We start from the raw sequence: 22,301 nt of genomic DNA, 5'->3' as shown, positions 1-22,301 counted from the left end.
CCGGAGCGTGAGCGGCTGACGCCGTCAGTCCATCGGCAGCCGGAAGCGCAGGCGGCAGATCGCCGCGTCGGTGTCGCGGCGCAGGGCGTGGGCGACGATGGCGCCGCGCTGGTTCTGGAGGAGTCGTTGCCACAGGTGGGCGGGTTCGGTTTCGGGGATGAGGACGGTGATCCGGGACTCGGGGTGGCGGGCGGTCAGCTCGCGCACGTAGGCGACGATCGGGCGGCCCAGCGAGCGGGTGGCGGAGGGGACGTCGATCAGGTCGGTGCCGGGGTTCCACAGCTCCCAGTCGCGGCGCAGCGTCTCGGCGGCGCGCCGGTCCTCCGGGTCGGGGTGGACGACGGTGACGGCGTGCACCTGGTCGCCGAGGGAGGCGGCCGCGCCCAGCGCCTCGCGGGTGAGCCGGGACAGTCCGGCGACGGGGACGACGACCAGGGAGTGGCCGGGGTGGGGTGGGTCGGGGATGCGGCCGAGTTCCAGGGCCCGGCCGATCGAGGCGTACGCGCGGTGGACGCGTCCGAAGGCGAGGACGAGGAGCGGCAGGGCGAGGACGATGAGCCAGGCGCCCTCGGTGAACTTGGTGGCGGTGACGACGATCGCCGCGATGCCGGTGAGCAGGGCGCCGAAGCCGTTGAGCGCGGCCTTGCCCTGCCAGCCGGGGGTGCGTTCGGCGCGCCAGTGGCGGACCATGCCGGTCTGGCAGAGCGTGAAGCCGACGAAGACGCCGATGGCGAAGAGCGGTACGAGGGTGTTGGTGTCCCCGCCGGACGCGATCAGCAGGGCGGCGGAGGCGGCGGCGAGGGCGAGCACACCGTGGCGGTGGACCTGGCGGTCGGCCTTGAGGGCGAACACATGCGGCAGGTGGTTGTCCCGGGCCAGCAGGCTCATCAGGACCGGTAGCCCGCCGAAGGAGGTGTTGGCGGCCAGCGCGAGCAGGACCATGGTGGCGAACTGGACGACGTAGAAGGCCCAGTTGTGGCCGAGGGAGGCGTCCGCGAGCTGGGCCAGGACGGTCATGCCCTCGACCGGCTGGAGGTGGAAGCGGCCGATCAGCACCGACAGCCCGATCAGCATGACGCCCAGCAGCGCGCCGAGCGCCACCTCGGTGCGCTGGGCGCGGCGGGCGGCCGGGGCGCGGAAGGACGGTACGGCGTTGGCGACGGCCTCGACGCCGGTCAGCGCCGAACAGCCGGAGGCGAACGCCTTCAGCAGGAGCAGCGCGCCGACCGTCGTCGCGCCGTGGCCGAGCGCGGTGGCGTGTCCGTCGGCGGTGGCGGTGCTGACCGGCGCGGAGCGGAACAGTCCGACGGCGATGATGGCGAGGATGGAGCCCACGAAGACGACGGTGGGGACGATGAAGGCGCGCGCGGACTCGACGACGCCGCGCAGATTGACGGCCGTCACCAGCGCGAGCACGGCCAGGCAGAGCCATACCCGGTCCGCGTACAGGGCCGGGAAGGCGGAGGTGAGCGCGGCGACTCCGGCGGTCACGGACACGGCCACGTTGAGGACGTAGTCCAGGATCAGCGACGCGGCGGCGATGAGCGCGGGCCGTCTGCCCAGGTGGGCCTTGGCCACCGCGTACGCCCCGCCGCCGTTCGGGAAGGAGGCGATGACCTGCCGGTACGAGGCGACCAGCACCGCGAGCAGCCCGGCGATGGCGAGCGTGACCGGCAGCGTGAACCCGAGCCCGTGCGCCCCCGCTGCGGCCAGCACCAGGACGATGGCCTCCGGCCCGTACGCCACCGACGCCATCGCGTCCAGCGACAGCGCCGCCAGGCCCTGGGTGGCGGTGAGCCGGTGCCGCTCGCCGGGGCCATCGGGACGTACGCCGGTATCAGGCGGCTCCTCGTCGGCCCCGCTCACGGCCGCGGCCGGGTCCTCGCCACGGAACACCTTCGTCATGTCGTCGCGCCTCCGGGTTGGAACACATCGGGTGCTCAGCTTCGGGCGGCGCAGCGGGCGGGGCCGAGCCCCCTTATCGGATTCCTGGCACCGCACGCCGTGGTTTTGACGCCCCTCTGACACCGCGCCCTGGCGCGCGTCCCCGCTCTCTCCGCCGCACGCCACGGGCTCCCCGAGGAGGGGCGTCAGCAGACCCCGGCCAGGTTCTGTTCGATGACGCCCACGGTCCGCAGCAGTACGCGCCCCACGCTGCGCAGGTCCATGTTGTTCACCGTGTCGCCCACCACGATCGCCGCCACCTGGCCGGACTTGCCGAGGTGGACCGGGGCGGCCACCTCGACCAGGCCGGGGATGTGCTCGCTCCTGACGTAGGACAGTCCGGTGCGCCGGATCTGCTCGAACTCGCGCCGCATCGTGTCCGTCCCGGTGACGGTCCACCGCGTGTCCGCGACCAGCGCGGTGCCACCGACGTCCGCCGGGTTCCGGGTGCTCTTGGCGATCAGGAGCCTGCCCGCCGCCGAGCAGTGCGCCGGGAACGGGTGGCGCAGCGCCATCGCGAGCCGGGCGTGTTCCTGGCGGTAGAGGGTCCCGACATGGTGGACGTTCGTACCCGACAGCATGCCCACGCTGACGATCTTGTGGGTGAGCTGGAACAGCTCGATGAGGAAGGGGGTGATCGGGTAGCTGAGACTCTGCGCCCGGGCCGCGCCGCTCGTGGCGGCCATCTGGGACAGGTAGTCCCCGACCTCGTAGTACTTCGACTCCCTGCGGACGGCGAGACGGAGATCGGTCAGCACCCGCATGGTGCGGTGCAGGGTCGACTTCGGCTGGCCGACCAGCCGGGCCAGCTCCGACAGGGTGAGTGGCCGCGACGCCCCGGCCAGGGCCTCGAGGACGGCGAGCGCCTTCCGCAGCGGGCCTCCCGCGGATCCGGTCGCGTCCATCTCAACCACCTCATCCGCGGCTGCTCCACGGGCCAGCGTCCGAGAATTCCGTCCAGCGTTCACTGTTCATGGCTACCTGCGCCCGGGCGGTCAACTCAAGATCACCGGAGGCTGTTGTCCCGTGGGGCCATGCGATCAGTCCCTTTGTGACAGAGCCTCGACGCACCGCCGCAGCGACCGTTCGGGAAAGTGGAATCGCGCGTTGATCGGAGGACATCGCCTTCCTAGTCTCCGGAAACATGGCTTACGTAAGCTCGGACGAGCATGTGGAGAACGGCGGCGCACGTCGCGTCCTGCTGGCCGGCCCTCGGTCCTTCTGCGCCGGTGTCGAGCGGGCCATCGAGATCGTCGAGGAAGCTCTGGAGTCGCGCGGCGCTCCGGTCTACGTCCGCAAGGAGATCGTGCACAACGTGTCCGTCGTCGGCGATCTCGCGGGGCGGGGCGCGGTGTTCGTGGACGAACTGGACCAGGTGCCCGACGGCGCGACGGTGGTGTTCTCCGCACACGGGGTGTCCCCCGCCGTGCGCGAGGAGGCGGATCGCCGCGCCCTCGACGTCATCGACGGAACCTGCCCGCTGGTCGCCAAGGTCCACGCCAAGGCCCGCCGTTTCGCGGGGCGCGGCGACACCGTCGTGCTCGTCGGCCACGCAGGGCACGAGGAGGTCGAGGGCACCCTCGGGGAGGCGCCGGAGTCCACGGTGCTGGTCGAGACGGTCGAGGACGTGCGAAACCTGTCACCGGCCGATGCGCGGCAGATCTCCTACCTCACCCAGACCACGCTCTCGGTCGATGAGACCGCCGAGGTCGTCGGCGCCCTGCGGGAGCGGTTCCCGCTGCTGCACGAACCGGCGTCCGAAGACATCTGCTACGCCACCACGAACCGCCAGAAGGCGCTCAACGCGATCATCGGGGAGTCCGACCTCGCCCTGGTCGTCGGCTCGACCAACTCCTCCAACTCCGTCCGCCTGGTGGAACTATCCCGCCGCCAGGGCACCCCGGCCCATCTGATCGACAGTGCCGCCGACATCCGGCCCGAATGGCTGGAGGGAGTGCGCACGATCGCGCTCACCGCCGGTGCTTCGGCCCCGCACCACTTGGTCTCGGAGGTCGTGACCGCGCTGGGCGAGTTCGGCCCGGTCTCCGTCGAGGAACGTGAGATCACCCGCGAGACCGTGCGCTTCGAACTGCCCTCCGCGCTGCGCGGCGATACGGAGCCATCGGCGGACGGATCTACGAGCTGAACGGGGGAGCCATGTCGTCCACTTCTGCGTCAACCGCGTCCACCGTCCTGAGCAGTGTCCTGGGACCCCGGCAGCTCAAGGAGTTGCCCCCGGATCAACTCCCGGTGCTGGCAAGCGAGATCAGGGACTTCCTGGTCGAACGTGTCGCCGCCACCGGCGGACACCTCGGCCCGAACCTCGGCGTGGTCGAGCTGACCATCGCCCTGCACCGCGTCTTCGACTCGCCGACCGACCGCATCGTCTTCGACACCGGTCACCAGTCCTACGTCCACAAGATCCTCACCGGCAGGCAGGACGCCTTCGCCACGCTCCGCGCGGCCGGAGGCTTGTCCGGCTACCCGATGCGCGCCGAGTCCCCGCACGACCACGTGGAGAACTCGCACGCCGCCACGGCCCTGTCGTACGCGGACGGCCTGGCCAAGGCCCAGCGGCTGGCCGGTGAGGCGCACCGCCGCGTGGTCGCGGTGATCGGCGACGGCGCGCTGACCGGGGGCCTGGCCTGGGAGTCCCTGAACAACCTCGGCCAGAGCGAGGACCGGGTGGTGGCGGTCCTCAACGACAACGGCCGCTCGTACGACCCCACGGTCGGCGGCCTGGCCGACCATCTGGCCGCGCTGCGCGAAGGCCGCCACGAAGGCCAGAACCTGTTCGAGAACCTCGGCCTCGCCTACCTCGGCCCGGTGGACGGACACGACATCGCCGCGCTGGAGGCGGCCTACCGCCACGCGGCGGAGCTGGACCGCCCGGTCGTGGTCCACTGCGTCACCCGGAAGGGACTCGGCTACGCCCCCGCCGAGCAGGACGAGGCGGACCGGATGCACGGCATCGGGGTCATCGACCCCACGACGGGGCGCCCGCGCTCCAGCGGCTCGCCCAGCTGGACCGGGGTGTTCGGCGAGGAGCTGGCGAGCGTCGCCGCCGGACGGCCCGACATCGTCGCGCTGACCGCCGCGATGCTGCGCCCGGTCGGCCTCCACCGGTTCTCCCAGCGGTTCCCGGACCGCGTCTTCGACGTGGGCATCGCCGAGCAGCACGCCGTCACCAGCGCGGCGGGGCTGGCGATGGGTGGACGGCACCCGGTGGTGTGCCTGTACGCCACGTTCCTGGGCCGCGCCGCCGACCAGCTGATGATGGACGTGGGCCTGCACGGCTTGCCGGTGACCTTCGTCCTGGACCGCGCGGGCGTCACCGGCCCCGACGGCGCCAGCCACCACGGCATGTGGGATCTCGCGCTGCTCGGCGGGGTACCGGGCATGCGGGTCGCGTCGCCACGTGACACCGCCCAGCTGGCCGAGCTGCTGCGCGAGGCGGTGGACGTCCACGACGGCCCCACGGCGCTGCGGTTCCCGAAGGGCGGCGCGGGCCCCGAGATCCCCGCCCTCACCCGCATGGACGGGCTGGACGTGCTGCACCGCAGCCGGTCCCAGCCGCTCGATGTCCTGCTCGTCTCCGCCGGAGTCCTCGCCTCCCCCGCCCTCCGCGCGGCGGAGCTGCTGGCGGAACACGGCATCGGGACGACCGTGGTGGATCCGCGCTGGCTGCTGCCGGTCAACCCGACCCTGACGCATCTGGCGTCCCGTCACCGGCTGGTGCTCTCCGTCGAGGACGGCACGCGCGCCGGGGGTGTGGGCACGGCGCTGGCGCAGGCGTGCGCCGACGCCCAGGTCTGGACACCGGTGCACACCCTGGGGCTGCCCCATGAGTTCCTGAGCCACGGCGAGCGTTCGGCCATCCTCGCCGAGCACGGTCTCACCGGGGAGTCCATCGCCGACACCGCGCTCACGCTGCACAGTGCCCTGGCGACACGGCACGCCAACCACGTGGAAAGGACACCGCGGTGACCCAGGTCGCGCTCGGTATACCCGCACTGCCGCCTCCGGTGCTCGGAGAGCGCCGCAAGACCCGCCAGCTGCAGGTCGGCCCGGTCGGGGTCGGCAGTGACCACCCCGTCTCGGTGCAGTCGATGACCACGACCGTCACGGCCGACATCAACGCCACCCTGCAGCAGATCGCCGAACTCACCGCGGCGGGCTGCGACATCGTCCGCGTGGCCTGCCCGAGCGCGGACGACGCCGAGGCGCTGCCCGCGATCGCCAGGAAGTCCCAGATCCCGGTCATCGCCGACATCCACTTCCAGCCCAAGTACGTGTTCGCCGCCATCGAGGCCGGATGCGCCGCGGTCCGCGTCAACCCCGGCAACATCAAGAAGTTCGACGACCGGGTCGCCGACATCGCCCGCGCCGCCAAGGACCACGGCACCCCGATCCGGATCGGGGTGAACGCGGGGTCGCTGGACAAGCGCCTGATGGAGAAGTACGGCAAGGCCACGCCCGAGGCACTGGCCGAGTCGGCGCTGTGGGAGGCCTCGCTCTTCGCCGAGCACGACTTCCACGACCTCAAGATCTCGGTGAAGCACAACGACCCCGTGGTCATGGTGCGCGCGTACGAGATCCTCGCCGAAGCTTGCGACTACCCGCTGCACCTGGGCGTCACCGAGGCGGGTCCGGCGTTCCAGGGCACCGTCAAGTCGGCCGTCGCGTTCGGCGCGCTGCTGCGCCAGGGCATCGGCGACACGATCCGGGTGTCCCTGTCGGCTCCGCCGGTGGAGGAGGTCAAGGTCGGTGTGCAGATCCTGCAGTCGCTGAATCTGCGGCCGCGCAAGCTGGAGATCGTGTCCTGCCCCTCGTGCGGGCGCGCCCAGGTGGATGTCTACAAGCTCGCCGACGAGGTCACCGCGGGGCTGGAAGGCATGGAGGTACCGCTGCGGGTCGCCGTGATGGGGTGCGTGGTGAACGGCCCCGGCGAGGCGCGCGAGGCCGACCTCGGTGTGGCGTCCGGCAACGGCAAGGGCCAGATCTTCGTCAAGGGCGAGGTCGTCAAGACCGTTCCCGAGCACCGGATCGTGGAGACCCTCATCGAGGAAGCGCTGCGCATCGCCGAGGACATGGAGCCCGTGGACGACGCCGCGCCGACGGTCCAGGTCCTGAACGGGGCGGGGGCGCCCGGGAACTGAGCCCAGCGCGAACCCGCGCTCGGGTAAGAGCCTTGAGGACGGCCGCAGCACACCGATGCGGCCGTCTTCAAGGCTTTCGGCACCCGGCCGAGGGTTTTCCCCTGTTTAAAACCAGAACATCCGCAAGTCATCGACTCTGCGAACTCGGCCACTGTATGGTCCTTGAAGTCGTTCCGGATCGCAAAGAACCCTCCCTGCCCGCTGGGCAGTTCGAGGGTGTTGACCAGGCTCGGCGAATCCCTCTGCACACAGCAGTTAAAAGACTCTGGGTGAGCATACGGTGAATTCTTTGGGAGCGGTCGTGGGCAATAGGACTACGGCAAACCTGATTCGAACGCTGGTGCGGGCACCGGATCCCCTGACGTACAGGGCAGTCAGCAGCCATCTCGACGCGACTGGGCACATCGAAGTCGTATCGGGCGAGCACCGTGCTTCGGCCGATGTCGCTGTGTTCGTCGCGGAGAAGATTACCGTGGAAACGGCGTCGGCATTGCGCACAATGAAGGAAACCCTGGACGTACCAGTGGTTCTGATCGCCTGTGAGGTCGACCGGGCCGATCTGCTCACCGTGGTGGAGTGCAACGTCGTCGCGGTGCTGCTGCGCGTGGGCGCCACCAGTGAGCGTATCGAGGAGGCGGTACGGACCGCCGCGTCCGGCGGGGGCGTGCTGCCCTCGCAGATGCTCGGCGAGCTGCTCCGCCAGGTGGAGCGGGTCCAGCGCGAGGTGCTGTCGCCGCGCGGTCTGCACCTCTCCGGGCTGACCCCGCGCGAGATCGATGTCCTGCGGCTCATGTCGGAGGGCCTGAACACCGCCGAGATCGCCGAGAAGCTGTGCTTCTCGGAGCGGGCGGTGAAGCGGGTCGTCTTCGAGGTCACCAGGCGTCTCAATCTGCGCAACCGGCCCCACGCCGTGGCGTACGCGCTACGCAGTGGCGTGATCTGACCGTGGGGCGCCGGGTGCGGGCAGGGCGCCATGGCGCCTCGCCCACAGGGGCCGCCCCTCCGCGCGCATCGCCCTGCGCAGCATCACCAGGTAGGCGATGTCCAGGCCGACATAGGTCGGGACCAGCACCAGGAACAGCAGGTGGGACGGGTAGACGATAAAAGCGGTCAGCCCGGCGAACACGGATCCGGTGAACTTCGCGACGGCGATGTACATGGACTGTCCCACACTGGACCCGCGCCGTTTGAGCATCAGGAGGAATGAGGCGCTCAGCGGCACCTGGATGATCATTCCGGTGTACATTCCGTCGCGGTCGTGAAACTCATTCGCGCCCGCCATCACGATCAGCGCCGCCCATATCAGCACGCCGGCGAGCGTCCAGGTAAAGGTACGCGGCGACAGCTCGGGATGGTCGCGTCGCCCGTACCGGAACGCCTGATACAGCAGGATGACGTTGAAGACGACCCAGAAAAGGTTGATCTGCCGCTGTGTCGGTGTCTGTTCCAGCAGGAATCCCAGGCTGAATTCCCAGGCGAAGTTCACCGCCACCAGGTAGGCGGGAATGCCCACCCGGCCGTCCCTGAAGGCCTGCCGGATGGCCAGGATGTAGGTCAGTGTCCAGCCCACCGCCGTCGGCCCGGCGACCGACCAGAAAAGCCAGCCGGGGACGTCGGCCTGCCCCACCGTCACCGGCGCGACCTCTGACATCTGAAGGAGATAAGGGGGAAGCCAGCTCATGGGGTTCCTCGCGGTCAGAGGCTGGGGACGATGGGGTCCAGGCCGAAGAACGCCCCGCCGTAGAGTTCATGGCCGACGTGGACGTTGAGCATCGCGTGCCGGGCCGCGGTGTTGGCGTCCCGCCAGTACTGCTGCATCGGATTCGACTGGGCGAACGCGGCCGCGCCATGGGCCCACATCAGCTCGTCCAGCGCGACGGTCACCAGGTTCACCGCCTGCCCGACGTCACCGCGGATGCGCAGGAGTTCGCTGTCGGGAAGCGCGGTGGCCGCGGCGGCGGCCGCGTCGATCGCGTCGGCGGCCCGGTTCACATGCAGCTCGGCCGCGTCGATCTGGAGTGCCGTCTTGCCGAGGGCGGACACGAAGGTGGGTGAGTCCGGCTGGCTCGCGAAGCCGGTGGGCGCGATGCCCCGGCCCGGCGCCCGCTCGACCACGAACGCGCGCGCCGCCTGGCCGACGCCGATCACCACCGAGGCGCAGATGGTGGCCATGGCCGCGATCGCGGCCGACCGGAACAGCGGCGGCAGCGTGGTGTCGGTGGCGTTCTCCCGCCCCCGCTGCAGCGCGGCCGGAATCACCCGGTGCTCGGGGACGAACACCTCCGTGGCCACGGCGGTGTGGCTGCCGGTGGCGCGCATGCCCACGGTGTGCCAGGTGTCCTCGATCGTCAGGTCCGCGGTGGGCACCAGGATGGAGAGCCCGCCCACCGGTGCCCCGTCCGCGCCCAGTTCCTTCGCGATCAGGATCGCCCAGTCGGCGTGGAGAATGCCGGTGCCGTACGGCCAGGCGCCGGTGAGCAGATAGCCGCCCGTGGTCCGGACCGCCGTGCCCTGCGCCGCGAAGATCGAGGCCAGCTTGGCGCCGGGGTTGGTCCCGAACACCTCGTCCCGGGCCGCCTGGGGGAACTTCGCGGCGAGCAGGTTCGACCCGTTGATGTTGTTGACCACCCACGAGGTGGACGGGCAGTAGTGGGAGAGGGCCTTGGTGACCTCGCTCAGCGTCCGCACGTCGGTTTCGAGCCCGCCGTAGGCGCGCGCGGTCCAGCACCTGCTGACCTGCGAGTCGTCGATGGCCCGGACGCTGCTCTCGGGCAGCCTCCGCTCCCGCTCCCCCTCGGCGACACCGTCCGCGAAGACGGGCCCGAACTTGTGGACCCTGTCGACAAGTTCCGTTCGCAGTTCCATCGGATCCGTTCGGGTATTCGTCATGGCTACCATTCCGGGTGCTCGGACAGGAGGTTGGTGCTGTCGTAGTAGTCCCGCCAGGCGCTGATACGGCCGTCCCGCAGTTCGAACGCCGCCATCACCCTGAGGTTCCGCGCGATGGGTGTGCCGTCGGTGCGGAACATGTTCTCGATGCGCTCGGCCAGGACGGTGTCGCCGGTCGTGGCCAGGTGCCGGAACCTGACCTCCAGCCGTGCGAAGTCGGCGGGCATGAGGGCGAGGATCTCCCCCTTGCCCCGGCACACCGGGGCTCCGGGGTTCTCCCATACGCAGTCGTCGCTCAGGAAGCGGTCCACCGCGGCGCGGACGTCAGCGGGCGTCGGGCCCATCGCGGCCAGGAACTCCCGGACGATCAGCTGGTGCTTATCGGCGGTCATCGGCCCGGCTCCCCTCGGCCGCCGGTACGGGGCGTACGAGCAGCGCGCGGAACACCGCGTCCAGGTCCTCGTCGGGGTGTTCGCTCGCGGTGGCGCCGCGCCACGCCACATGGTTGTCCGGGCGTACGAGGATGGCACCACCGTCGTCGATCTGGCGCACCGAGGCCCAGGTGCCGTCGGCGTCCCAGTGGCCCGCCTCGTCGGATCTGCTCCCGATGGGCACCACGGTGAGCGCCACACCGTGGGTGTCCGCGGCCTTCTTGGCCGCGACCGCCCAGCTCTCGCCCAGCACCCCGGTGATCAGCACGAAGCCGCCGCTGTTGCCGACCAGGTCGTGTGTGGACACCCGGGTGTCGCCGTGCCGCAGCCACGCGTGCGGCAGCCGGTGCCCCGGCCGGGTGAGCGGATGGTACGTGGCGCCCATCGCGTCCCGGGGCGGTGGCGGGGTACCGTCCGGGATCACCGCGCCGGTCTCGTAGCGGTGGCCGAGTTCGATGTCGTGCGCCTGGTACTCGATCCGCTGGGTGCCGAACACCTCGCGCACCACGGCCCGCCGGGTCTCCCCCATCGGGGTGTCGGAGAGCAGCTCGCAGAAGCTCGCCCGGGTGGCCTCGGGCTGCCCGGGCTGCACACCGAGGCTCCCGAACAGGACCCCGTAGTTGCGCAGGCTGAACATCGCCCATCCCACGTTGCGCGTGGCGACGGGCAGCCGTTCCGCCTCGTAGGAGTCGAGCAGCGCGTCGTCGGCCTGACCGCCGAGCACGGCCCCGAGCTTCCAGGCGATGTTGTGCGCGTCCTGGACCGCCGTGTTCAGGCCGCCGCCGTTCGCGGGCGGCTGCCGGTGGGCGGCGTCCCCGGCGAGGAAGACCCGGCCGGAGCGGAAGGACCGGGCCACGACGGCCTCCGGCCGGTACTCGCTCACATGGTGGACCCGCAGGCTCAGGTCCTCCGGCAGCTTCAGCAGTTCCCGCACCCGCGCGGCGATCGCCTCCGGGCCGAGATCGGCGTCGGCGCCCGGTGGCATCCGGAAGTGCAGCGCCCATTCGTCGGACGCCAGGCCCCAGTCGGGTCCGGCCGCGACGACCACGGACACCTCGCCCTCGGGGCTGATGATGTGGGTCATCAGCACCGAGTCGCCGCTCCACCAGCGGGAGAGGTCCGCGCTGAAGTGGACCGAGAGGATGGTGAATCCGCCACCTGCGCCGTCCATCGGCACGCCCAGCGCGGCGCCGACGCTCCGGCCGCCGTCGGCGCCCAGCAGATAGCGGGCGCGCACGGTTTTCGTCTCGCCGGTCGACCGGTCGGTGATCCGCGCGGTCACCCCGTCCGCGTCCTGGGTGAACTCCTCCATCACATGGTGGAAGAGCAGACTGGACGGCGCCCGCTCCTCGGCGTGGCGGCGCAGCAGCGGCTCCAGCCGGTGCTGCGGCAGGTTCGTGGAGGGGCCGGGGCTGTCGGCCGCGTACGGAGCGGCGGTGCTGCCGCCGCCGAAGGCGTCCATCCGGTGCAACTCCCGCGCGTCCACGGGGTCGTCACCGGCCAGCGAGGTGCGCCAGACGACCTCGCTCATGTTGGCCAGCGGGGCGCTGATCCGGTAGACGTCGTCGGCGATGCCGTGCTGCCGGAACATCTCCATGGTGCGCTGGTTCAGATAGTGCGCCCTGGGGAGGACCGAGGTCGATTCGCGGCGCTCCACCAGCAGGTGGCGCACGCCCGCGTCGGACAGGAACACCGACGCGCTGAGTCCGCAGCCGCCGCCACCGACAACGAGAACGGGTACCTCTATGTCATACATGGGTTCTTCCCCTGGGGTTGGGCGAACTCTCGGCAGGGTGTGGTCACTTGCCGCGATCCGATGGGTTCTCGTGCAGGACGATGGCGGCGGCCGGGCACCTCGGGTGGGCCTCCCGGACCCGCTCGTACTCGCTCTCCGGCGGAGTCGGGTCGAGCAGGATCACCGTGCCGTCGTCGTCGCGCTGGTCGAAGACCGCGGGGGCGAACGCGGCGCAGTTTCCGGCCGCGACGCATCGGCTCTCGTCGACCTCGACGTTCATGGGTCAGCTCCGCTTCCGGTCGTGGGTCACCAGGTGACCGGCAGGGTGTTCACGCCGAAGACCAGCGCGTTCGTGCGGTAGTCCAGCTCGTCGTGCGGGACGGCCGACGTCAGCGTGGGGAACCTGGTGAACAGCGCCGGGAGCGCGACCCGCAGCTCCATGCGCGCCAGCTGCTGGCCGAGGCACTGGTGCGGGCCGAAGCCGAAGGTGAGGTGGCGGTGCGGAGGGCGTCGTACGTCCAGCCGGTCCAGGTCCTGGCCCGCGTCCTGGCCCGCGTCCTCGCCGGTGGCCGAGGGGTCCCGGTTGGCGGCCAGGACGGACGCCACGACCCGTTCGCCCTCCTTGATCTCCTGATCGCGTACGCACATGGTCCCGGCCGCCTGGCGCGGCAGGACAGCGGCCGGTGCGGTGTACCGCAGCAGTTCCTCGACGGCGCCGTCGGTCGCCGAGGGGTCGTCCCGTACCACCGCGAGCTGATCGGGGTGCTGGAGCAGCAGGGCGATGCTGGCGGAGAGGGTGCTCGCGATCGTCTCGTGCCCGGCGATGAGCAGCATGTTGCCGATGCCCGCCAGTTCGCTGTCGGTGAGCTGGTCGCCGTATTCGCGCACCACCCGGCCCAGCACGTTCTCGCCCGGGTGCTCCCGGTGGCGCGCCACGAGACCGGCCATGTAGGCCTCCATCTCGGCGGCCTTCTCCATCTGCACCTCGCGGCTGACGCTGAAGTCCAGCGCGACCTTGGTGCGGCGCTGGAAGTCCTCGCGGTCGCCGTAGGGCACGCCCAGCAGTTCACAGATGACCAGCGTCGGGATGGGGTTGCAGAAGACCTCCACCAGGTCCGCGCCAGGACCGGCCTTTTCCAGCGCGTCGAGCGCGGACCCGACGACGCCCTCGATCGCCGGGCGGAGTTCCCGCGCCCGCTTGGTCGTGAACGACCCGGTCAGCATGCGCCGCAGCCGGGTGTGGTCGGCGCCGTCGTAGCTCAGCAGGTTGCCCGCCTGGTACGGCATGGAGCCGCCCATCCGCAACTGGTCGTTGGCGAGGGCGCTCTTGACGTCGTCGTACCGGGTGACGAGCACCGCGTCGAAGTCGCCGAGCAGCGGGTTGGGCAGCGTGACGCGGGGCAGTTCGTCGAGCTTCTGCGCCGCGTACAGCTCGGGGGCGGGCGCGAACGGGCATCCGGCGGCCCGTCCCGCGCTGGAGGTCGCCTGGGTTTCGGTCATGACATGGCCTCTCTGCTCATGAGGTGGAAGATTCGTGCGGCCGGCCGGGGATCGCGGCGCCGATGGCCAGGGCGAACACCGCTCCGGCCATGCCGACCACCGCGATGAGCACGAAGGCTCCCCGCAGCGGGACGGAGGTTCCGCCGAGCGGCATGCTCCGCCCGGCGAAGATCGCGCCGATGACGGCGCCGGACAGCGACGTGCCGATGGACCGCATGAGCGTGTTGAACCCGTTGGCGACCCCGGTCTCGGTGGGCGAGACGGCCTTCATGATCAACGCGGGTATCGCCCCGTAGGCGACACCGACGCCGCCGTTGGACACCACGGTGCCGATGATCAGCATCGTGATCGAGCCCATCTGGGCCAGGCAGACCGCGTAGCCCAGGCCGATCAGCGCGGTGCCCAGCAGCAGCGAGAACTTGGGGCCACGGGCCGCGGAGATCCTGGCGCCGACCGCCGACGCGGCCATCATCGCGAGCCCGGCGGGCAGCATCAGCAGTCCGGCCCGCACGGTCGACAGGCCGAAGCCGTAGCCCGTGCGCTCCGGGAGTTCCAGCAGCTGAGGCACCATCAGGATCTGTGCGTACAGGGCGAAGCCGACGACGACGGAGGTGATGTTCACCAGCAGCACCGGCCGCCGTGCCGTGGTGACCAGATCGATCAGCGGATCGGCCGCCCGGCGCTCCCATACGCCCCACAGCCCCAGCACCACCACGGACGCGACGGCCAGGCCCAGGGTGGGGGTGCTGAGCCAGCCCCATTCACCGCCGTACGAGATCGCCAGGAGCAGCGCGGTCAGCCCGGCGCTCAGCCCCAGCGCCCCGACGCCGTCGAAGCGGCCGCTGGCCAGCCCCGGGGGCGCCGGGACCAGCCGCGCGACCAGCACACCGAACACCGTCGTCAGCACGGCCATCACCCAGAACATCAGGTGCCAGTCGGCGTACTGCGCCGCCGCGGCGGCCAGCGGCAGTCCGACCGCCGCGCCGACCCCCAGGACGGAGGAGGTCAGCGCGATCGCCGGGCCGAGCTGGCGCGGGGACAGCACATCGCGCAGCAGGCTGATGCCGAGCGGTGCGAGCCCCATGCCGACGCCCTGCAGCCCGCGCCCGATGACCATGGGGGCGAGTGAGTCGGCCGTCGCGCACAGCAGCGAGCCCAGCGTCACCAGCCCGAGCACGATCAGCATCAGCCGCCGCTTGCCGTAGAGGTCGCCGAGGCGGCCGACGACCGGGCTGGTGACCGCGCCGCCCAGCGACGCCGCGGTGACGACCCACGAGGTGCCCGCCACGCCCGCGTCCAGCAGCCTCGGCAGCTCGCCCAGCAGCGGCACCACCATGGTCTGGGTCATCGCGGCCACGCCCACGGTGAAGGCGACGACCACGACGGTCCCGCGTCCGGTGTCGGGGGGATCCGGCGCGCCGGTCTGTCCGGGCTCGGTCGGCGGCGGCGCCGTGACCCGTCGCCGCATCAGAACCGCCTGCCGACGATGAACCCGGCGACCTCCTGGAACTCGTGGCGCACCCCGTCCGCGAGCCCCGCGGCGGCGAGGCATTCCTCCGCCGCGGCGACCTGGCGGGCCGCCTCGTCCCGGGCCCAGTACCGTCCTCCGAAGCGCTCCACCAGGTCCGCGACGTGCCGCACGTCCGGCTCGCTCAGTGGTTCGGGGCTGAGGTAGAGGGCGGCCAGCTCCTCCGAGCCGTCCGCGCACAGGGCGGCCACCACGGGCAGCGACTTCTTGCGTACCCGCAGGTCGGCCCCCACCTGCTTGCCGGTCTGCCGCTCCTCGCCCCAGATCCCGAGCAGGTCGTCGACGAGCTGGAAGGCGAGGCCGACGTGCTCACCGAAGGCGGCGAGCCGCTTCACCAGTTCGGGGTCCGCGCCGACGAGGTCCGCGCCGAGCGAGCAGGCACACGCGAGCAGCGCTCCCGTCTTGTCGCCCGCCATCCGCACGCACTCGGCGAGGGTCACATCGCCGCGCCGCTCGAAGCCGACGTCGGCTCCCTGGCCGCTGATCATGCGCTGGGTGGCGGTCATCAGCGATGTGGCGGCCGAGGCGGCGCCCTTACCGTCGGAGTCGAGCAGGACGGACCCGGCCGCGGCCACCAGCGCGTCCCCGGCGAGGATGGCGCCGGGCACGCCGAACACCTTCCAGGCGGTCGCCCGGCCGCGACGGGAGGTGTCGCCGTCCATGATGTCGTCGTGCAGCAGCGAGAAGTTGTGCACCAGCTCGATGGCCACCGCGGCCGGAATGCCGTCCGTGGCCGTGCCGTTCGCCGCCCGCGCCGACAGCAGCGCCAGGGTGGGGCGGACCAGCTTGCCGCCCCAGGTGCTGGTCGGCCGCCCGTCGGCGTCCGCCCATCCGATGTGGTACTGGGCGATCTGCCCCAGCTCCGGGCTCAGCTGGGTCCGGACGGCGTCGCGCAGGGCCGGTTCGAGTGCCGCCCGGCTGGTGGCGAGGACCGAGGAGAGCAGGTCGGCCTGGGTCGCGGTGGTCATGGCCGGTGTCGTGGTGGTCATGGCCGTCACCGCCCGCTCGCGAGGTGCGCGCACACGCGGCGGGTCGTCCGAGGTCGGTCCGCCCGTGGCGGGACGGGCACGCTGGGGTGTCGCATGGTGTGGCCCTTCACTGTCGCTCGGGGGTGGTCACTGCGTGGGCAGGTCGCGTGGTGTCGGCACCACGGGACGCAGCAGGGATCGGCGGAGAACCTGTGGGGAGGTGAGCAGGGAGCGGGGCGGGGCGAGCAGGAACAGGACGTCCCGGTTGGCGGTGCACACGACCGGATCGCCGGGTGTGCGGTCGCGTACGCGGTCCAGGTACCGCGTCAGCAGCCGGTTGGCCGGGCCGCTGCGTACCGCGTTGCCGACGACTTCCGGCATGGTGCTGTCCACGCCCGTCGCCACGTCCCAGGCGTCGCGGGACGACCGCAGGACCGCTCGTTGCAGGGCGTGCGGCGACGGCGGGCGTTCGGCGGCCAGCGCCCGGGTGAGCGCGACCGCGTTCAGGGCCGCGACGGACAGGCCCTGCCCGTAGACGGGGTTGAGGGCGCACGCCGCGTCGCCGACGACGAGCAGTCCCCGGCGAGCGCGCCCCATCCGGTCGTAGTGGCGGCGCCGGTTGGTGGTGTGCCGGTATCCCACGGGACGGCCGACGGGATGCGCCGCGCTGAGCCACTTGTGGGGGGCGGTGTGCGGGAGCCGGTCGAGGAACGCGGTGAATCCGGCCGGGTCGGTGGGCGGCGCGTGGTCCCGGGGCCCGGACAGGGTGACCATCCAGCGGTCGTCCTCGGTGGGCAGGATGATCGCGCCGAACGGCTGCCCGGCGTCGGGAACGATGTAGAAGCCCTTGAGGTCCTCGGGCGGGCCGTCGCCACGGAAGACGGCCGTGGCGTACGCCCGCCCGGTCTCCACCACGTCCTCGCGGGGCGGTGAGCCCCCGAGGCCGGTGAGCCACTGGGGCGTACGGCTGGCCCGCCCGGTGGCGTCCACCACGAGGTCGGCCGTGAGTTCCTGCCGGACGTGGTGATCGGACCCCCGGCCACGGATCAGGACGCCGGTGATGTGATCGGGGCGGCCGAGCAGGCCCGCCGCCTCGGTCGCCGTCCGGACCGAGATCCGGGGATCGGCCAGGACACGCCGGCGGATGCGGTGTTCCAGGAAGGGGCGCGACGGGGTCATGATCGGGCGGGACGGATTGCGGCGGGATATCCACTGACCCGCCTGCCACACGCCCACGTCCCCCGGGACGGCGGGGCAGGGCGCGCCCGCCTCCCTCAGCTCGGACACCAGGCCGGGGAGCAGCTTGTCCAGCGCGTGCATGCCGCTGGTCAGCAGCACATGGGTGTGGCGTGACTGCGGCACACCCGCGCGGGGTTCGGGTCTCTCCTCGTACTGGTCGCGTTCGAGGACCGTCACCCGCTCCGCGTGGCGCGCGAACACCTGGGCGGTGAGCAGACCGGCCACGCTGCCGCCCATCACCACCACGTGTCCCAGCGACAGCCCTGGGGGCGTTGCGCGCATGTGCTGCCTCTCGTGTGTCACGAACGCGCCCGCTTCCCCGCGACGACGGCGCGGTGGCCGTGCTCGTCCCGTGGCGTCCCGTTCAACCGGCTGGCCAGATAGCGGACACCGGAGGTCTTCGCCGTGCCGGGCAGGTTGCCGATCATGTACTCGACGAGTTCCAGATGCGTACGGCGCCACCGCCACACGGCGGCGCTCAGCTCGTCGCGCTGGCCGGGTTCCACCGGGAGGAGGTGACCGGCGCCTCCCGGCATCAGGCACTCGGTCAGCGCGAACAGCTCGTGGAACTGCTCGGACTGCAGACCGCTCGCCGTTCCGACCCGGTCCCGGAACCGCAGGAAGTCCTCCGGCTTCAGCGTGTGGCGCATCAGCGTCAACTGCCCCTCCAGGGCGTCGATCAGCCGGGTCGCCCGTTCCGCCCGATGGGCGAAACACCGCTGCCCGCACTCGTTCGCCGCGATGTGGCGCAGGTCGACGAGGACCTGGCTGAGCAGGGTCTCGGACGACTGGTGCACGACGATGAAGAGCCGTTCGTCGTCGCGCTCGTCCTGCAGCGTCACCGGCGTGAGCGGATGCTGCAGTGACAGCAGTTCGTCGAGGTGCAGGTATGTCGCATAGGTCATGCCGGTCATGAGAGCCACCTCCTCGGGTGAGTCCGCGCTACACCAGGCGGCCGGGCACAGTGAGTTCCGCGAGGGCGTTCCGGTGCTCGGTGGGCGGCAGGCATTCCAGCGCCTCCTCGGCCGAGCGCACGTGCCGGTGCGACACCTCCCGTGCCGCCTGGACCCCGTCGAAGGCGTTGACCAGCTCGGACATGGCCTCGTACCGCTCTTCGACGGACGACGCGGTGTCCGCGAGCAGACGCTCGATCCGCCGCTGCTGTTCGCGCGGCGCGCGCTCGTGCGCGAGCAGCACGGGCAGGGTGGGCCGGCCGTTGCGCACGTCGGAGACGTTCGGCTTGCCCGCCCTCGTTCCGTCGTACGCCATCAGGTCGTCGCGGATCTGGTACGCGATGCCCAGCTGGTCGCTGTACCGGCTGAGCGCGTTGAAGGCGGTGTCGTCCGCGCCGCCGAGGGTGGCACCCACACCGCATGCCATCCACAGCAGAGCGCCGCTCTTGTCCCTGATCATGTCGAGGTACGTCTCGACGGAACAGACACTGCGGCTCATCCGGATTTCCTGAAGGGCCGCGCTTCCGATGCGCAGACCCGCCCGGGACAGCACGGCCAGGGCCCGTGCGACCCGTGCGGCGGGCGCCCCGGCTGCCTCGCACTCGGACAGCGCGGCGAAGCCGTGGAAGAAGAGCCCGTCCCCGCCCACGATCGCGGTCGGTTCCCCGAACACCGTGTGCGCGGCGGTCTTGCTGCGCCGCTCTCCGTCCCGGTCGATGATGTCGTCGTGCATCATCGCGCCGACCTGCACACATTCCAGGGCTACCGCGGCGGGCAGGGCGGGCGCCAGATCACCCCCCACCGCGAGGCTGGACCGGATCACCAGCCAGGGACCCATCATCTTGCCGAAGGGCACCAATCCGTAGCGCACCACTTCGTCGAGGCCCGAGACACCGTTGGGCCATCGGTACTCCACCTCGGCCCGTACCAGAGCGGCTACTTCGGCATCAGCGACCTGAGGCACATCGATGTCCGCTATGAAGTCGACGTTGTCCGTCATGCCGCTGACGCTAGGAGCGCCGTGGCCCCGATGTCTTCAGCGCAGGGCGACCTCGGCCCGAGTGGACACACGGACTGGCATCTTCGTTCTCCTCCGCGCTCCGGCGGTCAGCCGCCCCACCGCTCCGATATCATGATCGAACTCACGATCAAGGAACACCCAACAAAACGGCCAAGTAATTGATACCCAAACCATCGCGGGCGCTTTCCCGAATACCCCGCGCAGATGCGTTCGCCGCGTGGCTCCGGCCACGGGCATTGTTGTGGACCACGGCGGTGGTGGCGGCTCTCGGATTCATCGTCGCGCTGGAGATCGCCTCGCGCCGCTATGGCCAGCCGGGGCCGCTCACCAATCAGGTGCGCGAGGTGATATTCGCCCCTAAATCGGGGTTCATGCTGTACGCGGGCATGGCGTTGATGATGGTGGTGCTCACCCGGCGGGAACGGCTCATCGCGACCGGTGCCGCGATCGGCATCGACGCCGTCTTCTTCCTGGTGCGGTGGGCGGCGGGCATCGAGACGACCGATGGCCACCCCTTCGGCAATGGCGCGCTCTGGGTGATCCTGGCCTGCGCGGTCATCGCCGTCACGCGCCGCGAGGGCCAGGAACGGGTCCTGCTGCTGAAGGGCGTCGGGCTGGGGCTGCTGCTGGTGGCGGGCCGTAAGACGGGCGACGCGTGGCTGCTGATCACCTCGAAGACCCGCCCGATGGTGCTCGATCAGTACGTGTCCGTGGCCGATCACGCGCTGGGCAACCCGTCGTGGCTGGCGGGCCGGATCCTCGAAGCCACCGGCCCGGTCGGCGCCAAGGTGCTCGACGGCGTCTACGTCCAGCTCGCGGTGGCCGCGGCCATCGTCGCGGCCTATCAGCTGCGGAACGTGGCGGCCGAGCGCCGTTTCCCGGGCCATCACCTGGTCCGCACCTTCCTGGTGATCGGCCTCGTCGGACCGGCCATCTACATGATCTTCCCCGTCGTCGGGCCGGTCTTCGCCTACGGCAGCGGCGCCTTCGGCACCGGCGGCGAGCACTGGGCGATCGCCGATGTGTGGCCGCACACGTCCACGCCGGTCGCCACTCCGCATCCGGTGCTGTACGACGCGGAAACGCCGCGCAACTGCATGCCCAGCCTGCATACGGCGTGGGCTACCGCGATCTTCATTCATTCCCGCACCGGGCCACGGATTCTGCGGTTCGCGGGCACGTTCTGGCTGGTCGCCACGCTCTGCGCGACGCTCGGATTCGGCTACCACTACGGCGTGGACCTCATTGCCGGAGTGGTGTTCACGATCACGATCGAGGCGACCCTGCGCGCGCTCGACCGAGGCTGGGACCGGTCGGCGATCCAACTGGTCGGCTATGGCACGGCGGTCTTCGCCGCGCTCCTGGTGGCCTATCGCTATCTGCCGATGGAGATGGCCCACCACCCGTGGGTGTTCGGCCCGCTTCTCCTGCTCGCGATGGCCTCGGTGATCCACGGCTATATACGGACCACCAGAGGGTGGGAACCGAAGGCCGCACCCGTGCGGCCACCGGAACCACAACCCGAACCGGCGTGAGTCACGGCGCGCCGGACAGCGGGCCGCTCAGTGCGCGGCCCCGTGCACATCGACCACTTCGGAGCGTTCGCGGCGGATCCGCTCCAGGCCCCAGGCGCCGAGCGGACCGAGCGCCTGGTTGAGCGTGTGCCCGTGCTCGGTCAGGGAGTACTCCACGCGGGGCGGCACCTCGGCGTAGACCTTCCGGTGCACGAGGCCGTCCTCCTCCATCTCGCGCAGATGCTGGGTCAGCATCTTCTCGCTCACGCCCGGCAGTCCACGGCGCAGCTCGGCGAAGCGGCGCACCCCATAGTTGTCCAGCTCCCAGAGGATCAGCCCCTTCCACTTACCGCTGACGACATCGAGCGCGGCGTCGACGCCGCAGATGTAGGGCCCGCATCGCGGCGTCTTGGCCATCGCTGAGCTTCTCCCTTACAAAAAGGTAAGTACCGCAGTATTTAGTGGGTACTTCCGAGAATAGCGGCGCCCTCCGAGCATGGAGGGGTGAACGAACAACACACCTCAATTCCCCTGCAGGACAGCCCTGTCACCGTCATCGGCCTCGGGCCCATGGGCCAGGCCATGGCCCGTACCCTCCTCACCGCCGGACACCCGGTCACCGTCTGGAACCGCACCGCGAGCCGCGCGGACGGCGTCGTCGCGGACGGGGCGAAGCTCGCGGCCACACCGGCCGAGGCGGTCCGGGCGAGCGAGCTGGTCATCCTCAGCCTCACCGACTACCAGGCGATGTACGACATCCTGGGCGGCGCCACCGGATCGCTCACCGGCCGGACGCTCGTCAATCTGAGTTCGGACACTCCCGAGCGGACCCGCGCGGCGGCCACGTGGGCGGCGGGCCACGACGCCGCGTTCCTCACCGGCGGCGTCATGGCCCCGGCGCCCATGGTCGGCACCGAGGCGTCGTACGTCTACTACAGCGGACCCGGCGAGGTGATGGAGCGTCACCGGGCGGCGCTGGCGCTGCTCGGCGCGCCGAAGTATCTGGGCGAGGATCCGGGCCTCGCCCAGATGATGTACCAGGCCGCGCTCGCGGTGTTCCTCACCACCCTGTCCGGGATGATGCACGCGACCGCGATGCTGGGCAGTGCGGGGCTGGGGGCCCGGGATGCGCTGCCGGAGTTGCTCTCCCTCGCCGACTCGGTCGGCGAGATCATGCGGGCGGGCGAGGAGACGCCCGGCGCCGCGCTGGACGCCGGGAAGCATCCGGGCGACCTCAGCACCGTCACGATGATGGGCGCGACGGCCGACCACATCGTGGAGACCAGCGCCGCGCTCGGCCTCGGGCTCGCCCTCCCCGAAGCCGTCCAGGCCCACTACCGCCGCGCGATCGACGACGGCCACGGTGGCGACAACTGGACCCGCATCATCGACGGCATCCGCGACCCGCGCTGACCCGACA

General features: G+C 71.1%; 20 protein-coding genes. 6 read left to right on the top strand and 14 right to left on the bottom strand.

All coding sequences use genetic code 11. The features are described 5' to 3' along the window. Positions 1–24 precede the first annotated feature (24 nt). Together ACWC5C_RS20535 and ACWC5C_RS20530 are read right to left on the bottom strand one after the other, a co-directional pair. Positions 25–1,905, bottom strand: coding sequence for an APC family permease (locus ACWC5C_RS20535; RefSeq protein ID WP_450877163.1), 1,881 nt, complete (start codon positions 1,903–1,905; stop codon positions 25–27). 185 nt (positions 1,906–2,090) lie between these two features. After that, positions 2,091–2,849: an IclR family transcriptional regulator gene (locus ACWC5C_RS20530; protein WP_450877161.1), complete on the bottom strand. Its 759-nt coding sequence runs from the start codon at positions 2,847–2,849 to the stop codon at positions 2,091–2,093. 239 nt (positions 2,850–3,088) lie between these two features. Between ACWC5C_RS20530 and ispH the strand changes: the two genes are divergently transcribed. The 4 genes from ispH (at position 3,089) to ACWC5C_RS20510 (ending at position 8,046) form a co-directional block, all read left to right on the top strand. Continuing rightward, positions 3,089–4,090: a 4-hydroxy-3-methylbut-2-enyl diphosphate reductase gene (gene ispH, locus ACWC5C_RS20525; protein WP_450877159.1), complete on the top strand. Its 1,002-nt coding sequence runs from the start codon at positions 3,089–3,091 to the stop codon at positions 4,088–4,090. An 11-nt stretch (positions 4,091–4,101) separates the two neighbouring features. Continuing rightward, positions 4,102–5,931, top strand: coding sequence for a 1-deoxy-D-xylulose-5-phosphate synthase (locus ACWC5C_RS20520; protein ID WP_450877157.1), 1,830 nt, complete (start codon positions 4,102–4,104; stop codon positions 5,929–5,931). Continuing rightward, entirely contained in the window at positions 5,928–7,103 is a 1,176-nt protein-coding gene (gene ispG, locus ACWC5C_RS20515) for a flavodoxin-dependent (E)-4-hydroxy-3-methylbut-2-enyl-diphosphate synthase (RefSeq protein ID WP_385436601.1), read from the top strand. Before ACWC5C_RS20520 ends, ispG begins: the two co-directional genes overlap by 4 nt. A 499-nt stretch (positions 7,104–7,602) precedes the next feature. After that, positions 7,603–8,046 carry a response regulator transcription factor gene (locus ACWC5C_RS20510; RefSeq protein WP_450877155.1) on the top strand — a complete coding sequence of 148 codons (444 nt, stop codon included), beginning with the start codon at positions 7,603–7,605 and terminating at the stop codon, positions 8,044–8,046. On the opposite strand, the gene ACWC5C_RS20505 is transcribed toward ACWC5C_RS20510, so the two are convergent. From ACWC5C_RS20505 to ACWC5C_RS20455, 11 genes are all read right to left on the bottom strand, one after another. Continuing rightward, the gene (locus tag ACWC5C_RS20505) at positions 8,026–8,784 is read right to left on the bottom strand and encodes a transmembrane-type terpene cyclase (protein ID WP_450877153.1); all 759 of its coding nucleotides are present in this window, start codon (positions 8,782–8,784) and stop codon (positions 8,026–8,028) included. The two genes, ACWC5C_RS20510 and ACWC5C_RS20505, sit on opposite strands and share 21 nt — an antisense overlap. Before the next feature lie 14 nt (positions 8,785–8,798). Then, on the bottom strand, positions 8,799–9,992 hold the full coding sequence (locus ACWC5C_RS20500) for a hypothetical protein (RefSeq protein WP_450877151.1): 1,194 nt from the start codon (positions 9,990–9,992) through the stop codon (positions 8,799–8,801). Between the two features lie 2 nt (positions 9,993–9,994). Continuing rightward, complete coding sequence (locus tag ACWC5C_RS20495; protein ID WP_450877149.1) at positions 9,995–10,384, bottom strand: limonene-1,2-epoxide hydrolase family protein; 390 nt, start codon at positions 10,382–10,384, stop codon at positions 9,995–9,997. Then, on the bottom strand, positions 10,371–12,179 hold the full coding sequence (locus ACWC5C_RS20490) for an FAD-dependent monooxygenase (protein WP_450877147.1): 1,809 nt from the start codon (positions 12,177–12,179) through the stop codon (positions 10,371–10,373). The genes ACWC5C_RS20495 and ACWC5C_RS20490 overlap by 14 nt, the downstream gene beginning before the upstream one ends. A gap of 43 nt (positions 12,180–12,222) precedes the next feature. After that, entirely contained in the window at positions 12,223–12,438 is a 216-nt protein-coding gene (locus tag ACWC5C_RS20485) for a ferredoxin (protein ID WP_450877145.1), read from the bottom strand. A 26-nt stretch (positions 12,439–12,464) separates the two neighbouring features. Then, on the bottom strand, positions 12,465–13,658 hold the full coding sequence (locus ACWC5C_RS20480) for a cytochrome P450 (RefSeq protein WP_450877143.1): 1,194 nt from the start codon (positions 13,656–13,658) through the stop codon (positions 12,465–12,467). A 16-nt stretch (positions 13,659–13,674) separates the two neighbouring features. Next, positions 13,675–15,126 (bottom strand): MFS transporter, encoded by a 1,452-nt coding sequence (locus tag ACWC5C_RS20475; RefSeq protein WP_450877141.1) that lies wholly within the window; start codon positions 15,124–15,126, stop codon positions 13,675–13,677. Further along, a complete protein-coding gene (locus tag ACWC5C_RS20470) occupies positions 15,126–16,175 on the bottom strand; it encodes a polyprenyl synthetase family protein (RefSeq protein WP_450877139.1) in 1,050 nt (349 codons plus the stop codon). Before ACWC5C_RS20470 ends, ACWC5C_RS20475 begins: the two co-directional genes overlap by 1 nt. 126 nt (positions 16,176–16,301) lie before the next feature. After that, positions 16,302–17,675, bottom strand: coding sequence for an FAD-dependent oxidoreductase (locus ACWC5C_RS20465; RefSeq protein WP_450877137.1), 1,374 nt, complete (start codon positions 17,673–17,675; stop codon positions 16,302–16,304). Between the two features lie 17 nt (positions 17,676–17,692). Then, positions 17,693–18,358: a tryptophan 2,3-dioxygenase family protein gene (locus ACWC5C_RS20460; protein WP_450877366.1), complete on the bottom strand. Its 666-nt coding sequence runs from the start codon at positions 18,356–18,358 to the stop codon at positions 17,693–17,695. Continuing rightward, positions 18,336–19,346, bottom strand: a complete 1,011-nt coding sequence (locus ACWC5C_RS20455) for a polyprenyl synthetase family protein (RefSeq protein ID WP_450877135.1) — start codon at positions 19,344–19,346, stop codon at positions 18,336–18,338. The genes ACWC5C_RS20460 and ACWC5C_RS20455 overlap by 23 nt, the downstream gene beginning before the upstream one ends. Before the next feature lie 212 nt (positions 19,347–19,558). Between ACWC5C_RS20455 and ACWC5C_RS20450 the strand changes: the two genes are divergently transcribed. After that, positions 19,559–20,902 carry a phosphatase PAP2 family protein gene (locus tag ACWC5C_RS20450; RefSeq protein ID WP_450877364.1) on the top strand — a complete coding sequence of 448 codons (1,344 nt, stop codon included), beginning with the start codon at positions 19,559–19,561 and terminating at the stop codon, positions 20,900–20,902. Between the two features lie 27 nt (positions 20,903–20,929). On the opposite strand, the gene ACWC5C_RS20445 is transcribed toward ACWC5C_RS20450, so the two are convergent. After that, on the bottom strand, positions 20,930–21,298 hold the full coding sequence (locus ACWC5C_RS20445; RefSeq protein ID WP_385436613.1) for a winged helix-turn-helix transcriptional regulator: 369 nt from the start codon (positions 21,296–21,298) through the stop codon (positions 20,930–20,932). Positions 21,299–21,385: 87 nt separating this feature from the next. Between ACWC5C_RS20445 and ACWC5C_RS20440 the strand changes: the two genes are divergently transcribed. Beyond that, the gene (locus ACWC5C_RS20440; RefSeq protein WP_450877133.1) at positions 21,386–22,294 is read left to right on the top strand and encodes an NAD(P)-dependent oxidoreductase; all 909 of its coding nucleotides are present in this window, start codon (positions 21,386–21,388) and stop codon (positions 22,292–22,294) included. Positions 22,295–22,301 lie beyond the last annotated feature (7 nt).

The sequence above is a fragment of the Streptomyces sp. NPDC001700 genome (genome assembly GCF_053596435.1).
The sequence above is the reverse complement of the archived record's forward strand: the minus strand, read 5'-3'. Positions and strand labels throughout refer to the sequence as shown.